13 protein-coding genes are annotated in these 15,972 nt (G+C 71.0%); 8 read left to right on the top strand and 5 right to left on the bottom strand.

Annotated features, from left to right (window positions below; translation table 11 throughout):
- Nucleotides 1-12: 12 nt before the first annotated feature.
- The 5 genes from ACS04_RS22780 to ACS04_RS22760 all read right to left on the bottom strand — a co-directional run bounded on the left by ACS04_RS22780 (nucleotide 13) and on the right by ACS04_RS22760 (nucleotide 8,694).
- Nucleotides 13-942: an ABC transporter permease gene (locus ACS04_RS22780; RefSeq protein ID WP_053080906.1), complete on the bottom strand. Its 930-nt coding sequence runs from the start codon at nucleotides 940-942 to the stop codon at nucleotides 13-15.
- A gap of 29 nt (nucleotides 943-971) precedes the next feature.
- Nucleotides 972-1,895: an ABC transporter permease gene (locus tag ACS04_RS22775; protein ID WP_048478576.1), complete on the bottom strand. Its 924-nt coding sequence runs from the start codon at nucleotides 1,893-1,895 to the stop codon at nucleotides 972-974.
- Between the two features lie 180 nt (nucleotides 1,896-2,075).
- Complete coding sequence (locus ACS04_RS22770) at nucleotides 2,076-3,719, bottom strand: peptide ABC transporter substrate-binding protein (protein WP_048478575.1); 1,644 nt, start codon at nucleotides 3,717-3,719, stop codon at nucleotides 2,076-2,078.
- Between the two features lie 434 nt (nucleotides 3,720-4,153).
- The gene (gene typA, locus ACS04_RS22765) at nucleotides 4,154-6,058 is read right to left on the bottom strand and encodes a translational GTPase TypA (RefSeq protein ID WP_048478574.1); all 1,905 of its coding nucleotides are present in this window, start codon (nucleotides 6,056-6,058) and stop codon (nucleotides 4,154-4,156) included.
- A 329-nt stretch (nucleotides 6,059-6,387) separates the two neighbouring features.
- A complete protein-coding gene (locus ACS04_RS22760; RefSeq protein ID WP_048478573.1) occupies nucleotides 6,388-8,694 on the bottom strand; it encodes an ABC transporter family substrate-binding protein in 2,307 nt (768 codons plus the stop codon).
- Between the two features lie 349 nt (nucleotides 8,695-9,043).
- On the opposite strand from ACS04_RS22760, the gene ACS04_RS22755 reads away from it, so the two are divergent.
- The 8 genes from ACS04_RS22755 to ACS04_RS22725 form a co-directional block, all read left to right on the top strand.
- Nucleotides 9,044-9,274, top strand: coding sequence for a hypothetical protein (locus ACS04_RS22755; RefSeq protein WP_048478572.1), 231 nt, complete (start codon nucleotides 9,044-9,046; stop codon nucleotides 9,272-9,274).
- Nucleotides 9,275-9,404: 130 nt separating this feature from the next.
- Nucleotides 9,405-10,226, top strand: coding sequence for a hypothetical protein (locus ACS04_RS22750; protein WP_048478571.1), 822 nt, complete (start codon nucleotides 9,405-9,407; stop codon nucleotides 10,224-10,226).
- A 1-nt stretch (nucleotide 10,227) separates the two neighbouring features.
- Nucleotides 10,228-12,174, top strand: a complete 1,947-nt coding sequence (locus ACS04_RS22745) for a fumarate reductase/succinate dehydrogenase flavoprotein subunit (RefSeq protein WP_048478570.1) — start codon at nucleotides 10,228-10,230, stop codon at nucleotides 12,172-12,174.
- Nucleotides 12,171-12,944: a succinate dehydrogenase/fumarate reductase iron-sulfur subunit gene (locus ACS04_RS22740; protein ID WP_048478569.1), complete on the top strand. Its 774-nt coding sequence runs from the start codon at nucleotides 12,171-12,173 to the stop codon at nucleotides 12,942-12,944. The genes ACS04_RS22745 and ACS04_RS22740 overlap by 4 nt, the downstream gene beginning before the upstream one ends.
- 61 nt (nucleotides 12,945-13,005) lie before the next feature.
- Nucleotides 13,006-13,539: a hypothetical protein gene (locus tag ACS04_RS40485; RefSeq protein ID WP_158977459.1), complete on the top strand. Its 534-nt coding sequence runs from the start codon at nucleotides 13,006-13,008 to the stop codon at nucleotides 13,537-13,539.
- A complete protein-coding gene (locus ACS04_RS40480; RefSeq protein WP_398023211.1) occupies nucleotides 13,422-13,868 on the top strand; it encodes an outer membrane protein assembly factor BamB family protein in 447 nt (148 codons plus the stop codon). The genes ACS04_RS40485 and ACS04_RS40480 overlap by 118 nt, the downstream gene beginning before the upstream one ends.
- Nucleotides 13,865-14,059 (top strand): hypothetical protein, encoded by a 195-nt coding sequence (locus ACS04_RS22730; RefSeq protein WP_048478567.1) that lies wholly within the window; start codon nucleotides 13,865-13,867, stop codon nucleotides 14,057-14,059. Before ACS04_RS40480 ends, ACS04_RS22730 begins: the two co-directional genes overlap by 4 nt.
- A 63-nt stretch (nucleotides 14,060-14,122) precedes the next feature.
- On the top strand, nucleotides 14,123-15,972 hold a 1,850-nt coding region (locus ACS04_RS22725), incomplete at its 3' end, for a TPM domain-containing protein (RefSeq protein ID WP_053080905.1).

Raw genomic sequence — 15,972 nt, 5'->3', positions numbered from 1 at the left:
GGTGCCGCCCTTCTAGCGCAGCTTCGGGTCGAGGGCGTCGCGGAGCCCGTCACCGACGAATACGAAGCCAAGGACCGTCAGCACGATCGCGATGCTGGGGTAGGTCCACAGGAAGTCCTTGACGCCCATGAAGTCCTTGGCGGCGGCGAGCATGTTGCCCCACTCCGGAACCTCCGGGCTGACACCCACGCCCAGGAAGGACAGCGAGGCCTCGGCCACGATGGCGCCGCCGACGCTGAACGCGGCGTAGGCCATCACCGCGGCGATGGAGTTGGGGATGATGTGCCGCACGATGATCCGGCGGGTGTCCGCGCCGAGGGCGCGGGCGGCCAGCACGTAGTCGGCCTCGCGGACCGACAGGATCGAGCTGCGCAGCAGACGGGAGACCGTCGGCCAGGAGAAGATCGCCAGCGAGATGATCACCGGCATGATGCCCCGGCCCATCACGATGATGATGACGATGGCACCGATCAGCAGCGGGAAGGCGAAGAAGACGTCCGCGATGCGCATCAGCACCGAGTCGGTCGCGCGGCCGAAGTAGCCGGCCAGGGCGCCGATGACGATGCCGATGAGGCACGCGAGGAAGATCGAGGCCAGACCGATCACCACGGCGATGCGGGTGCCGTAGATGATGCGGGACAGCTGGTCGCGGCCGAGCGCGTCGGTTCCGAGCAGGTGCCCGCTGCCCGGGTCCTGCAGGGTGTTGGTCAGGTCCTGCGCGTACGGGTCGTGCGGGGCGAGCAGCGGCGCGAAGAGCGCGGTCAGGAAGAGCAGCAGGACGAGGCCGAGGCCTACGACGGCCAGCTTGTTGGCGAGGAAGCGGTGGCGGATCTCGCCCCACTGGGTCACGCGGGCGATGGCCGGTTCGGCCTCCGCGTTCGCGCCCTTCGCCGGTGCGGTCGCGTCCCCCGCCACCGATGTGCTCTTGGTGAGCTCGGTCATGGGTAACTCCTAGAACGGGCTGCCTGGGATCAGGCGAGACGGATGCGCGGGTCGAGGACCGCGTACAAGAGGTCGACGATGAGGTTGAGCAGAACGAACACGCCGACACCGAAGCTCACGACGCCGATGATGATCGGGTTGTTCTGCTGCTGCACCGCCTGCACCAGGGCGAGCCCGATGCCGTCCCAGTTGAAGATCGCCTCGGTGATCAGGGCGCCACCGAGCAGCGAGCCGAAGGAGATACCCAGGTACGTGACGACCGGGATGATCGAGTTGCGCATGACGTGCTTGAGGAGCACGGTCCGCCGCGGCAGACCCTTGGCGACGGCCGTCTTGACGTAGTCGGCGCGCAGCACTTCGAGCATCGTGCCGCGCATGAGCCGCGCCACGAGGGCGGCGTCCAGGATCGCCAGGGTGAAGGCGGGCAGGATCAGCGACTTCATCGTGCCGTCGGAGATCAGCGGGACCCATTCGAGCTGGATCACGAAGACCTTCTGGAGCACCATGCCGATCACGAAGGACGGGAAGCCGACGGCCATGGTGGTCAGGAGCGTGATCAGCACGTCCCAGAACGAGTATCTGAACAGTGCGGCGATCAGGCCGGCCAGCAGGCCGATCGCGATGTCCAGGACGATGGCGGCCAGAGCGAGCTGCGCGGTGTTGACGAGCTTCGGTCCGAGGACCTCCGTCACCGGGCGGCGCTGGGTGTAGTCCTCACCGAGGTCACCCTGCGCGAGGTTCTTGACGAAGTTCCCGTACTGGACGGGGAGCGGGTCGTTGAGGCCGTAGCGCTCCCGCAGCTGTTCCACGACAGCCGGGTCACGGGCCTTGTCACCGCCGAGCGAGCCCACGGGGTCGCCGGGGAGCACGAAAAGACAGCAGAAGAGAATAACCGTCGCACCGAAGAGAACGACAACCATCTGTCCGAGCCGCCGGATCACATATCTTCCCACGATGCCTCCTTCACATACTGAGCGTGGGGGTTGGCGGCATCATCCGATCGGGAGATTGGCCGCATCCGGGCGCGGATCGACAACGAAGAGGGGTGCGCCCGGGACTGAGCGAAGGCCGTGGGGACCGAAGAAGTAACTCGGACCCCCACGGCCTTCGCCTACCTGATGTTGAGGAGGCTGCTACTTGGCTGCGATCTCAGCGAGGTTCGGGTCCTCGAAGAAGTCCATCTTCACGTTGGTGAACTTGTCCGTGGCCGCGAGGCGGTACTGGGTGCGCTTCCACAGCGGGATGACGGCCTGCTCCGTGTCGACCGCGAGCTTCTCGGCCTCCTGGTAGAGCTTGGCGCGCGCCGCCGGGTCCTTGGTGCCACGAGCCTGGGTGATCAGCTCGTCGAACTTCGGGTTGTTGTAACGGCCGCGGTTGTCACCGAGGGCCTTGCCCGACTCGTCCGGGTTGATCGAACCGGAGTCGAGCAGCGGGAACAGGAAGTTGTCCGGGGTCGGGTAGTCCGCGCCCCACGCCGAGCGCCACAGACCGCTCGTGCCCTTGGTCTGCTGCTGGGCCAGGGCCTCCTTGAACGGCTTGCCGTTCAGCTTGACCTCGAGGCCGAGGACGTCCTTCAGCTGCTGGGCAACGGCCTGGACCCACTCTTCGTGGCCACCACCGGTGTTGTAGCCGAAGTCGAGCACGGTGCCCGGCTTCAGGCCGCCCTTGGCCGCGTACTCCTTGGCCTTGTCCTTGTCCTGCTTGACGCAGCTGGTGCAGACGCCGTCCTGGTACGTGTCCGCGAAGGAGGGCGGGAGGATCGAGGTCGCGGGCTTCTGCAGACCCTGGAAGACACCCTTGGCGATGGCGTCGCGGTCGATCGCGTACGAGATCGCCTTGCGGGCGTCGGGGTTGTTCAGCGGCGCGGTCTCGTTGAAGGCCACCAGGTAGTTGATACCGCTGGTGTCGGCCTCGACCCACTGCTTCTTCGGCTCGTACTTGGCCTTCGCCACCGACTGCTGCGGCGTGGGCATGCGCGCCCAGTCGAACTGGCCCGACTGGAAGCCCTGGTACTCCAGGGTGGCGCCGTTGGCCGCGTTCAGGATCGAGATCTCGACCTTGTCGAGCTTGGCCTTCTCGAAGCCGTAGTCGTCGTTACGGACGAGGGTGATCGACTTGTTGTGCTGCCACGAACCCTCCATCTTGAAGGGGCCGTTGCCGATCGGCGCGTCGTTGTACGCCTTGTTGCTGGCGGGGCCGGCGGCCTTCGGGACCGGGCTGAAGGCCTGGTGCACGGTCTTCTTGTCGAACTCGAAGTCGGCTGCGGAGAGCTCGACCTTGAGGGTGTTGGCGTCCGGGGCGCTCAGACCGGCGAAGGGGGTGGCGGTGCCACCGTTGAGCTCCTTGTAGCCGTTGATGCCGTCGAACGGGTACGCGACGTCGGAGGCGGACTCCTTGGCGACCACACGGGTCCAGCCGCGGATGAAGGCCTCGGCGTCGACGACCTCGCCGTTCGAGAACTTGGTGCCGGACTTGATCTTGAAGGTCCAGGTCTTGCCGTCGTCGCTCGTCTGGACCGCCTCGGCGAGCTCCGGCTTCAGCTTGCCGTCCGGAGTGGCGCTGTACAGGCCGGTGAAGAGGTTGTGCGCGACGAGAGCGCCCTCGGACTCCTGGGCGTTGTACGGGTCGATCGCGGTGGGCTCGGTGATACCGAGACGGAACGTACCGCCGCCCTTGCCCGCACTGTCCTTGCTGTCGTCGCCACCGCCGCACGCCGTGGCAGCCATTGCCACGATGACGGCACCCACGACCCACTTGGCGCTCGTTGCTCCGCGCATGGGTAATTGCCTCCTCAGGAGTCACTGTCGATAGTGATGGGCCGTCCCCCGCTGACACCCCTGACAGCGAAATCCGGTCCCGTCGTGTGTGCTCGTGAGTCGACGCTCCCCACAGCGTGTGACCCATTGACCCGAGCTCAATGGAGCCATCCTCAGGGACGCCCAGGCTGTAAACCACACTTAAGTGGTCTCGTTTTCACAACATCACCGCATGGCGAAAACCCGAAATACGGACAAACGGATAGGAGACAGACACGTGCGAAACGGACGGTTGGTTCTTCTTCCGAACAGTCATGGCCGGTATGCGGACACATGAACGTCACAAACCGCTTGACAAAAGCCCGCAGCCCGTCACCCCACGGAAGCCGTGAGGGGACGGGCTGTCGATCATGCGCGGCTTTCGGCCAGTCCGGAACGGATCCGGAACAGTACCGCTACTTCGCGGACTTGGCGCGCGACGCGGTGCGCGAGCGCTCCTTCTGGTCCAGGACGACCTTGCGGATGCGGACGGCCTCCGGGGTCACCTCGACGCACTCGTCGTCGCGGCAGAACTCCAGGGACTGCTCCAGGGAGAGCTTGCGGGGCGGGATCACGTTCTCCGTGTTGTCCGCCGAAGCCGCACGCATGTTCGTGAGCTTCTTCTCCTTGGTGATGTTCACGTCCATGTCGTCGGAGCGCGAGTTCTCGCCGACGATCATGCCCTCGTACACCTCGGTGCCGGGGTCGGTGAACAGGACGCCGCGCTCCTGCAGGTTGATCATCGCGAACGGCGTGACCGAGCCCGCGCGGTCGGCGACCAGGGAGCCGTTGTTGCGGGTGACCAGCTGGCCGAACCACGGCTCGTGGCCCTCGTGGATCGAGTGGGCGATGCCCGTGCCGCGGGTGTTGGTCAGGAACTCCGTACGGAAGCCGATGAGGCCGCGCGACGGGACGACGAACTCCATGCGGACCCAGCCGGAGCCGTGGTTCGACATGTTGTCCATCCGGCCCTTGCGGACGCCCATGAGCTGCGTGACGGCGCCCATGTGCTCCTCGGGCACGTCGATCGTCATGCGCTCGACCGGCTCGTGGACCTTGCCGTCGATCTCCTGCGTGACGACCTGCGGCTTGCCGATGGTCAGCTCGAAGCCCTCGCGGCGCATCTGCTCGACCAGGATGGCGAGCGCGAGCTCACCGCGGCCCTGGACCTCCCAGGCGTCCGGACGCTCGGTGTCGAGGACGCGCAGCGAGACGTTACCGATCAGCTCGCGGTCCAGGCGGTCCTTGACCTGGCGGGCGGTGACCTTGCGGTCCTTGACCGCGGACTTGGCGTCCGCGCCCTTGCCGCTGCCGCCGCGGCCGACCATCGGGGAGGTGTTCGTACCGATGGTCATGGAGATCGCCGGCTCGTCGACCGAGATCAGCGGGAGCGCGATCGGGTTCTCCGGGTCGGCCAGGGTCTCGCCGATCATGATGTCGGGGATACCGGCGACCGCGCAGATGTCACCCGGGCCCGCCACCTCGGCCGGCTTGCGGGTGAGCGCCTCGGTCATCATCAGCTCGGTGATGCGGACGTTCGACTGGGTGCCGTCACGCTTGATCCAGGTGACGGTCTGGCCCTTGCGCAGCTCGCCCTGCTCGACGCGGAGCAGCGCGATGCGGCCGAGGAAGTTGTCGGCGTCCAGGTTGGTGACGTGGGCCTGGAGCGGCGCCTCCTCGTCGTACACCGGGGCGGGGACGTGCTCCAGGATGGTGGAGAAGAACGGCTCCAGGTTGTCGCTGTCCGCGGGGACGGTGCCGTCCTCCGGCTTGGTCAGCGAGGCCACGCCGTCACGGCCGCAGGCGTAGACGATCGGGAACTCGATCTGGTCCTCGTCCGCGTCCAGGTCCAGGAAGAGGTCGTACGTCTCGTTGACGACGTCGTCGATCCGGGAGTCCGGGCGGTCGGTCTTGTTGATGCAGAGGATGACCGGCATCTTCGCCTGCAGGGCCTTGCGCAGGACGAAGCGGGTCTGGGGCAGCGGACCCTCGGAGGCGTCCACCAGCAGGACGACGGCGTCGACCATCGACAGACCGCGCTCGACCTCGCCACCGAAGTCGGCGTGGCCGGGGGTGTCGATGATGTTGATCGTGATCGGGGCCCCGCCGTCCTTGGGGTGATACTTCACCGCCGTGTTCTTGGCGAGGATCGTGATGCCCTTCTCACGCTCCAGGTCGTTCGAGTCCATCATGCGGTCGTCGAGGTGCTGGTGGGCGGCGAAGGCACCGGCCTGCTTGAGCATGGCATCGACGATGGTCGTCTTGCCATGGTCGACGTGGGCGACGATGGCGACGTTACGGATGTCGTGGCGCGTGGGCACTTCGGCGCTTCTCCCGGGATCGTGGATGGCGGCGCGTACGGTCCGGCACGCGCGCCTCGACCGGGCGGAAAACCTGCCACGGCCTTACCCCATCCTACGTCGCGCGGCGGGAACCGCCCGCCGGGGGGTCTGTCAAGAGGCCGGAAGGCTGAGCAGGACCGGGTGTGGGGTGGGGGGTCCCGGCCGTGGGTACTGCGGGAATCGCTGCGGGTCAACGGGCGTGGTCAATGGGTACGCGACGACATTGCCCGCCGGAGGACCGGCGGGCAAGCGACTTGAGTCACATCTGAGCTTGGGAGCCGAACCTCAACCCGTCCGGCCCCGTTTTGTCACTTCTTCTTCTTCGATTCTTCCTTCGCGGCCTGCGGCTTCTTCCAGCCGATGTCCTGGAAGCGGGGGGTGCCGAGGCCGAAGGCGCCGGCGTTGGCCAGGTTCGCCTTGGCGGCGACCAGCTCGGGGCGCTGGTAGAGCGGGATGGAGCCGGCGGCGGCCCAGATCCGGGCGTCCGCCTTGCGCATCAGCTCGCGCGAGGCCTCCTCGTCCAGCTCGCCGAGCGCCTGGTCGAAGAGCTGGTCGATGTGGTCGGTGCCGACGCGGGTGTAGTTCTGTTCGACGAGGAGCGAGCCGTCGGCGGCCGGCTCCGGCTTCGCGAAGATCGGGCGGGCGTCGGTGGCCGGGTAGGCCGTCGCGGGCCAGGAGTAGAGCGCCAGGTCGTACTGGCCCGAGGCGACGTGGTCCTTGAAGAAGCTCTCGTCGGCGACCTTGGTGACCTCGGTGTTCACACCCACCTTCTTGAGCATCTGCGCGATCCGCTCGCCGACCGTGCGCAGGGCCTCGGAGCCGGGGCCCGCCGGGAGGACGAAGCGCAGGTTGAGGGCCTTGCCGTCCTTGGCGAGCATGTTCCCGGAGGTACGGACCTGCTTGGCGGGGGCCGGCGCCGGGGAGGCGCTGCCCTTGCCGGGGCCGGGGGCCTCGCCGTCGCGGGCGGGTCCGCGCTTCGCGTCGTCCACGGCGTCCGGGTCGGCGGCCACGCCAACCTCGCCGGCCTCGCCCGAGGGGTCGATCCGCTCGCCCCGCGCGCCCTGGGGAGACGTTTCCCCTCCCGGCTTGATCGCGGACTCCACCACCGGGAGCCCCCGGTCCAGGCCGTCCCCGTTGCGCCCGTCGGTCTCGCCGACGATGTACAGGCCGTCGTTGCCGGTGCCCGGGCCCGACGGGGTCTTCGAGTCGTCCTGGCCCTGCTCCGCCTCGGAGCCGGCCTTCGCGCCCGCCGGCTCCGTGATCTTGCCGCCCCGGCGCCAGCCCGCGTCCGCGAGCAGGGCCTCGGCCGCGTGGATGTCCTTGCCGCCGAGGGCGTCGCTGTTGTCGGCGTACGCCCGCTGCCCGGCCAGGGCCACGTGGCTGCCGACGGGCTTCGCCGGCAGGCCGAGGGGCTTCAGTACGATCTCGGCCAGTTCCTTGCGGTCCAGGGCCCGGGCCACCGCCCGCCGGACCCGCTCGTCGGCCAGCGGGCCGGAGGCCCCGTTCATGGCGAGCTGCGTGTAGGCCGGCTCCAGGGACTTGCGGACGGTGAAGGTGCGCAGGGCCGACTGCTCGTCCGCGTACTTCTTGGCCGCTTCGGCGTTCTGCGCCCGGGTCTCGCGCTCCGCGGCCGCCTTGCCCTCGTCGGTCCCGTACGCGACCGCCCACGACAGGGTGGCCTGCGCCGGGGTCATCGCCGCGCCCGGACCGTGCGCGGCCGTTCCGCCGGTGCCCGGGGAGCGCTCCGCGTCCCGGTGGGCCTGCGCGATGCGCTCGGCGCCCGCGCGGTCGATGTCGGCCAGGTCCACCGTCCCGGCGGCCAGCGCGGCCGGGCGCTGGGCGCGCGGCACGGCGGTCAGGACCAGCGAGTCCAGCTTGGCGGGCCGGCCCCACCAGCGGGCGCTGCGGGTCAGGGCGACGGTGCCGGTCTTCTTGTCGAGGGCCCCGAGGTTGAAGGGGCCCGCGGTGACCTTGAGGGTGCCGCGGGCGCCCTCGTTGAAGGCGTCCGGGGTGCCGGTGACCTGCTTGGGGTAGAGCGGGGAGAACAGGGAGCGCCAGTCGGTGTACGGCTTGGCGAAGGTGACCTTGACCTCCAGGTCGGTCTTGCCCCGCTCGATCTTCTCGATCCGGTCGTACCCGGCGTTGCGAGCCGTCCAGTACGACGAGTCCTTGCCGTTCAGGGCCCGCCACTGGGCCACGAAGTCGGCGGCGCCGATCTCGCGGCCGTCGCTCCACACGGCCTGCTGGTTCAGCTTGTACAGGACGACCTGCTTGGGCTCGCGCTCGACGACCTCGGCCTTCTCGAGGTAGTCCGGGTTGGCGACCGGTCGGCCCTTGGCGTCGAGGACGAACAGCTGCGGCAGCACCGCCCCGGCGATCCGCGTGGTGGTGGCGTCCGCGTCGGCCTGGAAGGTGTTCAGGGTGTCCGGCAGGGAGTCCACGGCCCAGCGCAGCGTGCCGCCGTCGGCGACCTTGTCGCGGGCCGTCGCCGCGATGTCCTGTCCGGCGGCCACCGGGCCGCCCTCGTCGTCACCAGAGCCGCAGCCCGCGAGCAGCGGCAGTGCGAGGACTCCCGAGGTCAGGAGCGCCAAGGACCTGCGCCTTCTCTGGGACATGGGTGGTACCTCCGGGGCGGGGCGTGAAAGGGGCAGCTTGATCACGTTCGGCGGTATATGGAGCTGATCACACTGGGTGCCGCAACACACTGAAATCCACCGCCCGCCACACCTCTCGCAGCCGACCCTCGCCACGCCGCGAACCCCACCCGTGCGGACCAATCCGGCTTGCGCCGCGGGCCGGGGTTCCCCCGGAAGGGGGATCGGACCGGGAGCGGGGAGGGGCGCACAGATCGCGCCTGCGCGCCCGCAATCGGTGCACGTCCCTTCACAACCGGGGACGGGAGGCGCGACACTCGCAGGCGCACATGAGCGTTGCCACCGCAACCAGCGGAAGTGAGGGCAAGTCATGTCCCTGCAAGACGATTTGACCGCCGTACGACGGAACCTGAACGAGCTGGTCCGCTCGGTGGAACGGCTGGAGCGGGACGTCGAGGACGCGGCCCGCAAGGCTCCGGCCACCCCGCGCGCCCCGCGGCAGGAGGGGATGGTCCCGGTCCCGGACACCCCGTACGACAGCTCGCTGTGGGAGGACGCCGACGACGAGGGTCTCGGCGCCCGCGGCCGCCGGGCGCCCTGACCGGCGCCCGTACCGCACCCGCGCGACCCCGCACGCCCCAGCGCCCCGCACACTCCAGCGCCCCACCCGGCCCGGCCGTCCGCGGCCGGGCCCCGCGGGTCACCCCTCATCACTCCACCCGGAGTCCCCTTTGGCCACAGGCACGGAACCACCCCGGCAGCTGACCGGTGTCCACGACGCCTCCCGGGCCGCGATCGCCGACCGGCACCTGCGCACCGACCGGTGGTGGCTGGCCCCCGCCGTCACCGCGGCCGGGCTGCTCGCCTTCATCGTCTACTCGACGTGGCGGGCCTTCGCGAACGCCGACTACTACGCGGCCCCCTACGTCTCCCCGTTCTACTCCCCGTGTCTCGCGGAGAACTGCCAGGAGATGCGCGGCGGCCCGAACCTGGACCTGTTCGGCAGCTGGTGGGGCCTGTCCCCCGCCCTGCTGATCCTGGTCTTCCCGCTCGGCTTCCGGCTGACCTGCTACTACTACCGCAAGGCGTACTACCGCGGCTTCTGGGCCTCCCCGCCCGCCTGCGCCGTCGCCGAGCCGCACGCGAAGTACACCGGCGAGACGCGCTTCCCGCTGATCCTCCAGAACATGCACCGGTACTTCTTCTACGCGGCGCTGCCGGTCGCGGGCATCCTCACCTACGACACGGTGCTGACGCTGCGAAACGACCGGTACGAGTGGGGCCACATGGGTCTCGGGACGCTGCTGTTCCTCGTCAACATCGCGCTGATCTGGGCCTACACCCTGTCCTGCCACTCCTGCCGGCACATCATGGGCGGGCGGCTGCGGCACTTCTCCAAGCACCCGGTGCGCTACCGGATGTGGGGCTGGATCAGCCGGCTCAACACCCGCCACATGCAGCTGGCGTGGGCCTCCCTGATCAGCGTGGCCCTGTGCGACTTCTACGTGTACCTGCTGGCGAGCGGCGCCTTCAACGATCCGAGGTTCTTCTGACATGGCTCAAGTCGACCGGCAGCAGTGGGACGTGGTCGTGGTCGGCGCGGGCGGCGCCGGGCTGCGGGCCGCGATCGAGGCGCGCGAGCGGGGCAAGCGCACGGCCGTGATCTGCAAGTCCTTGTTCGGCAAGGCCCATACGGTGATGGCGGAGGGCGGGATCGCCGCCTCCATGGGCAACGTCAACGAGGGCGACAACTGGCAGGTGCACTTCCGCGACACCATGCGCGGGGGCAAGTTCCTGAACCAGTGGCGGATGGCCGAGCTCCACGCGAAGGAGGCGCCGGACCGGGTCTGGGAGCTGGAGACCTGGGGCGCGCTGTTCGACCGCACGCCCGACGGGAGGATCTCCCAGCGCAACTTCGGCGGGCACGAGTACCCGCGCCTGGCGCACGTGGGCGACCGGACCGGCCTGGAGCTGATCCGCACCCTCCAGCAGAAGATCGTCCAGCTCCAGCAGGAGGACTTCAAGGAGTACGGGGACCACGAGGCCCGGCTCAAGGTCTTCCAGGAGTGCACGGTCACGAGGGTCCTGAAGGACGGCGAGCCGGGCGCGGCGGGGGCTCCCCCCGGCCGGAGGCCCGGGGGGAGGGTCTCGGGGGTCTTCTGCTACGAGCGCGAGTCGGGCCGGTTCTTCGTCCTGGAGGCCCCGGCGGTGGTCCTGGCCACGGGCGGGATCGGCAAGTCCTTCAAGACCACGTCCAACTCCTGGGAGTACACGGGCGACGGCCACGCGCTGGCCCTGCTCGCCGGGGCGCCCCTGCTGAACATGGAGTTCGTGCAGTTCCACCCGACCGGCATGGTCTGGCCGCCCTCGGTCAAGGGCATCCTCGTCACCGAGTCGGTGCGCGGCGACGGCGGGGTGCTGCGCAACAGCGAGGGCAAGCGGTTCATGTTCGACTACGTCCCGGACGTCTTCAAGGAGAAGTACGCGGAGTCCGAGGAGGAGGGCGACCGCTGGTACGAGGACCCGGACCACAACCGGCGCCCGCCCGAGCTGCTCCCCCGCGACGAGGTCGCCCGGGCCATCAACTCCGAGGTCAAGGCGGGCCGCGGCTCCCCGCACGGCGGGGTGTTCCTCGACGTCTCCACCCGGATGCCGGCCGAGCGGATCCGCCGGCGGCTCCCCTCCATGTACCACCAGTTCAAGGAGCTGGCGGACGTGGACATCACCGCCGAGCCGATGGAGGTCGGCCCGACCTGCCACTACGTGATGGGCGGGATCGCGGTGGACTCCGACACCGCCGCCACCGTCGGGGTGCCGGGCCTGTTCGCGGCCGGCGAGGTCGCGGGAGGCATGCACGGCTCGAACCGGCTCGGCGGGAACTCCCTGTCCGACCTTCTGGTGTTCGGCCGGCGGGCCGGGCTGCACGCGGCCGCGTACGCCGACGGCCTCGCCGGGGCGCCGCCCGCGGTCTCCCAGGCGGAGATCGACGCGGCGGCCGAGGAGGCGCTGGCCCCGTTCCACGCCGCCGAGGGCGCGGAGAACCCGTACACGCTCCACCAGGAGCTCCAGACGACCATGAACGACCTGGTCGGGATCATCCGCCGCGAGGGTGAGATGGCCGAGGCCCTGGAGAAGCTCGCGGGCCTGCGCGCCCGGGCGGCCCGGGCCGGGGTCGAGGGGCACCGGCAGTTCAACCCCGGCTGGCACCTGGCCCTGGACCTGCGCAACATGCTGCTGGTCAGCGAGTGCGTGGCCCGCGCCGCCCTGGAGCGCACCGAGAGCCGCGGCGGGCACACCCGGGAGGACTGCCCGGCGATGGAGCGCGGCTGGCGCCCGGTGAACCTGCTGTGCCGGCCGGTCGAGCCGGCGCCCGGGGACCCGGCGGCGGACCGCATCGTGCTCGAACGCACCCGCACCGAACCCGTCCGCCCCGACCTGCTCGCGCTCTTCGAGAAGGAAGAGCTGGTCAAGTACCTCGCCGAAGAGGAGCTGTACGAATGAGTACGTACGACGCGAGCTTCCGGATCTGGCGCGGTGACGCGGAGGGCGGGGAACTGCGGGACTTCACCGTCGAGGTGAACGACGGCGAGGTCGTCCTGGACATCGTCCACCGGCTCCAGGCCACCCAGACCCCGGACCTCGCGGTGCGGTGGAACTGCAAGGCCGGCAAGTGCGGTTCGTGCAGCGCGGAGATCAACGGCCGGCCGCGGCTGATGTGCATGACGCGCATGTCCACCTTCGAACGCTCCGAGACGATCACGGTCACGCCGCTGCGCGCCTTCCCGGTGGTCCGCGACCTGGTGACGGACGTGTCCTTCAACTACGCGAAGGCGCGCGAGGTGCCTGCCTTCGTGCCCCCGCGGGGGGTGGCTCCCGGCGCGTACCGGATGCAGCAGGTGGACGTGGACCGCTCGCAGGAGTTCCGCAAGTGCATCGAGTGCTTCCTGTGCCAGGACACCTGCCACGTGGTGCGCGACCACGAGGAGAACAAGACCGCCTTCGCCGGTCCCCGCTTCCTGATGCGGGTGGCGGAGCTGGACATGCACCCGCTGGACGCGGCGGAGGAGGCGGGCCTGGACCGCAAGCGCACGGCCCAGGAGGAGCACGGTCTGGGCTACTGCAACATCACCAAGTGCTGCACGGAGGTCTGCCCCGAGGGCATCAAGATCACCGACAACGCGCTGATCCCGCTGAAGGAGCGGGCGGTGGACCGCAAGTACGACCCGCTGGTGTGGCTGGGCAGCAAGATCCGCAGGCGTGCTGACACGTAGCAGCCCCCGGCCGTTCACTCGGCACGACACAGTGCCCCCTGGGAGAACGTCGCATGACGTGATGTCAGGGGGCTTTGCGGTGCGGGTGGGGGACGAGCTGGCCGGCCGGTACCGGCTGGACCAGCGGCTCGGCGCGGGCGACATGGGCGAGGTGTGGCGCGGGCACGACCTGGAGCTGGACCGGTCGGTGGCCGTCAAGGTGCTGCTGGACGCGGTCATGAACGAAGAGGTGGTCGCGCGGTTCGGACGCGAGGCCACGCCCGCGCTGGACCCGGCGCGGGCCCGCGAACGCGGGGAGCCGGCCCGCGCCCTGCCCGGACCGGCGGACCGGGCCCGTGCGCTCGCGCTGACCGCCCGGGAGCGCGTGGCCGCGGCGGGCACGCCCTGGCCGGCGGAGGCGGCGGCCGGTACCGGGAGCCCGCCCCCGCCCCCGCCCGCGTCGCCCTGCGCGGGGACGGCGAGGTGGGCGTACGGGTCGTGGCGCGGGAGCCGCGCGACGGGCGGCTGCGCTGGTGGCGGGAGCTGCCGGAGCGGGAGGCGGGTGCGCTGCGCAGCACCGGCCTGGTGCTGGTGCACCGGGCCGGGAACAGGCTGACGGCGCTGCGGGCGACGACGGGCGCGGTGCGTGGGAGCGGACACTGCCGGGGACCGGCCGCTGCACCTGGTGGACGGCAAAACCTGTTCGCCCTGGACCGCGACACCGGGCGCGGACTGTGGTGGTTCGCCCTCGGAACCCCGGCGGGGCGGCTGCTGGTCGAGGGCGGCACGGTGTACGCGGCGGCTCACCGGCCCGTCCAGGGGAGCCTGGTGTTCGCGCTCGACGCGCGGACGGGGGCGTGCGCTGGCGGCGGGCCTGATCCGGGGGGGAGCCGGCGCAGGGCACGCTCGAACTGCTGGGCCTGCGGCCGGAGGGCCTGTACGTGAAGGCGGCCCGCGGTGACCGCCGCGGGCTGCCGGCCCGGGAGTCGGGGCCGTTCGTCGCGGTGCTGGATCCGGCGACGGGCAAGCCGCGCAGCCAGTGGGAGCATCCGGGGCTCGGCGGCGGGGACGCCCTCGTGATCGGTGACCGGCTCGTCCTCTGCGCTCCGGCGCTGGCGGGGTACGACCTGCCGTAGCGGGCGCCGACCGGGGCCGGGCTCCGGGTGCGAGGGGGCACGGCCCCCCATACCCTCCCCCATGTGAGGGCGCCCTGGAGCAGGTCGAAGCGACACACCACCGCCGGGAGATCCGTACGGGCCGGGCTGCTCCTGGCCGCCGCGCTGCTGGGGCTCGGCGGCTGGGGGGTGGCCGGGGCGCCGGCCGCCCGGGCCGAGGATCCCGTCACGCTGTCACGGCAGGGGCAGATCACCGACCGCGTGGGCGCCCTCGGCGACCGGAAGGCGGCCGTGGCCGCCGCGCTGGAGAAGCTGTACGCCGCTCACCGCATCCAGCTCTTCGTGGCGTACGTGCACGATTTCTCCGGGCGTTCCGCGCAGAGCTGGGCGGACGCCACCGCGCAGAAGAACGGTCTCGGCCGGGACGACGTACTGCTGGCGGTGGCGACCGGGACGCGCCAGTACGCCTATTCGGCCGACGTCGACTCCGGTTTCACCGAGGCACAGCTCGCGGACGTCGCCCGCGTCGCCATCGAACCCGCGCTCAGGCAGAACGACTGGGCGGGCGCGGCGATCGGCGCCGCCGACGGCTACCGGGCCGTGCTCCCCGGGAAGCCCGTACCGGAGCCGGCCGTCACCCCCGGCGTGGCGGACCCGGGGGGCGGCCCGGACGGGGGCGGCGGCGCCGGGGACTACGTGCTCCCGGTGGTCGCCGTCGGCGCGGCAGGCGCCCTCGGGGCGTACGCGTACCTGCGGCGCAGGCGGGGGGCCGGCGCGGGGGGCGGCTCCCGGACAACCGGGTGGGCTGGGCAGCCCCCGACCACGACCGCGCTCCCGCTGCCCGAACTCGACGCCAAGGCCGGGGCCCTGCTGGTGGAGACCGACGACGCGATCCGTACGAGCGAGGAGGAGCTGGGCTTCGCCACCGCGCAGTTCGGCGAGGCGGCGGTGGGAGCCTTCACCGCGGCGGTGGCCTTCGCGCAGAGCGAGCTGACGGCCGCCTTCCGGCTGCGCCAGCAGCTCGACGACGCGTACCCCGAGGACGACCCGACGCGGCGGCGGATGCTGGACGAGATCGTGGCCCGCTGCACCGAGGCGAACCGGCGCCTCGACGCCGAGGCGGCGGACTTCGACCGGCTGCGGGACCTGGAGAGGAACGCCCCGCAGGCGCTGGCCGCGGTCGAGGCGCACGTACGCGACCTGACGGGCCGTACGACGACGGCCGGGGCGACGCTGACGGCGCTGGCCGGGCGTTACGCGGACTCGGCGGCGGCGCCGGTGGCCTCCAACGCCGAGCAGGCAGGAGAGCGGCTGCTGTTCGCGACGAGCAGTCTCGGCGAGGCCCGGACGGCGGTCGACGGCGGCGACAACGGCAGGGCGGCCGTGCACGTACGGGCCGCCGAAGGCGCGGTGGACCAGGCGGCGACGCTGGTCGACGCGGTGGAGCGGCGGGCGCGGGAGCTGGCGGAGGCGGCCGGGAAGCTGCCCGGGGCCCTCACGGAGACGGACACCGACCTCGCCGACGCTCGCGGGCTGCTGACCGGCACGGCGCACGGGAGCTCGACGGCGGACCTGCGGGGGCGGATCGCCCGGGCGGAGGCGGTCCTGGCCGGCGTACGGCGGGAGCAGGCGGCCGGCCGGTACGACCCGATCGACGCCCTGCGCCGGGTGGAGGAGGCCGACGCGGTCCTCGACGAGGCGCTGGCCGGGGCGCGGGAACGCGAGAGCGGCCGGCAGCGGGCGGCCGCGCTGCTGGACCAGGCGACCCTCTCGGCGCGCAGCGCGATCGGCGCGGCGACGGACTACATCACCACCAGCCGCGGCGCGGTGGGCAGTCAGGCCCGCACCCGGCTGGCGGAGGCGGCCCGGCGCCTGGAGCGGTCGGCGGCCCTGGCGGAGCCGGACCCGGCGGCCGCGCTGGCGCAGGCGCAGCA

Origin of the sequence: Streptomyces roseus (assembly GCF_001044425.1) — a bacterium.
Classification (GTDB): Bacteria; Actinomycetota; Actinomycetes; order Streptomycetales; family Streptomycetaceae; genus Streptomyces; species Streptomyces roseus.
This window is presented reverse-complemented; position numbering and strand designations above follow the sequence as displayed.

Coding starts and splice junctions, on each gene's coding strand:
- ACS04_RS22745 (WP_048478570.1), top strand. CDS start 10,228: ATGGCTCAAGTCGACCGGCAGCAGTGGGACGTGGTCGTGGTCGGCGCG.
- ACS04_RS22740 (WP_048478569.1), top strand. CDS start 12,171: ATGAGTACGTACGACGCGAGCTTCCGGATCTGGCGCGGTGACGCGGAG.
- ACS04_RS40485 (WP_158977459.1), top strand. CDS start 13,006: ATGTCAGGGGGCTTTGCGGTGCGGGTGGGGGACGAGCTGGCCGGCCGG.
- ACS04_RS22770 (WP_048478575.1), bottom strand. CDS start 3,719: ATGCGCGGAGCAACGAGCGCCAAGTGGGTCGTGGGTGCCGTCATCGTG.
- ACS04_RS22755 (WP_048478572.1), top strand. CDS start 9,044: ATGTCCCTGCAAGACGATTTGACCGCCGTACGACGGAACCTGAACGAG.
- ACS04_RS22760 (WP_048478573.1), bottom strand. CDS start 8,694: ATGTCCCAGAGAAGGCGCAGGTCCTTGGCGCTCCTGACCTCGGGAGTC.
- ACS04_RS22780 (WP_053080906.1), bottom strand. CDS start 942: ATGACCGAGCTCACCAAGAGCACATCGGTGGCGGGGGACGCGACCGCA.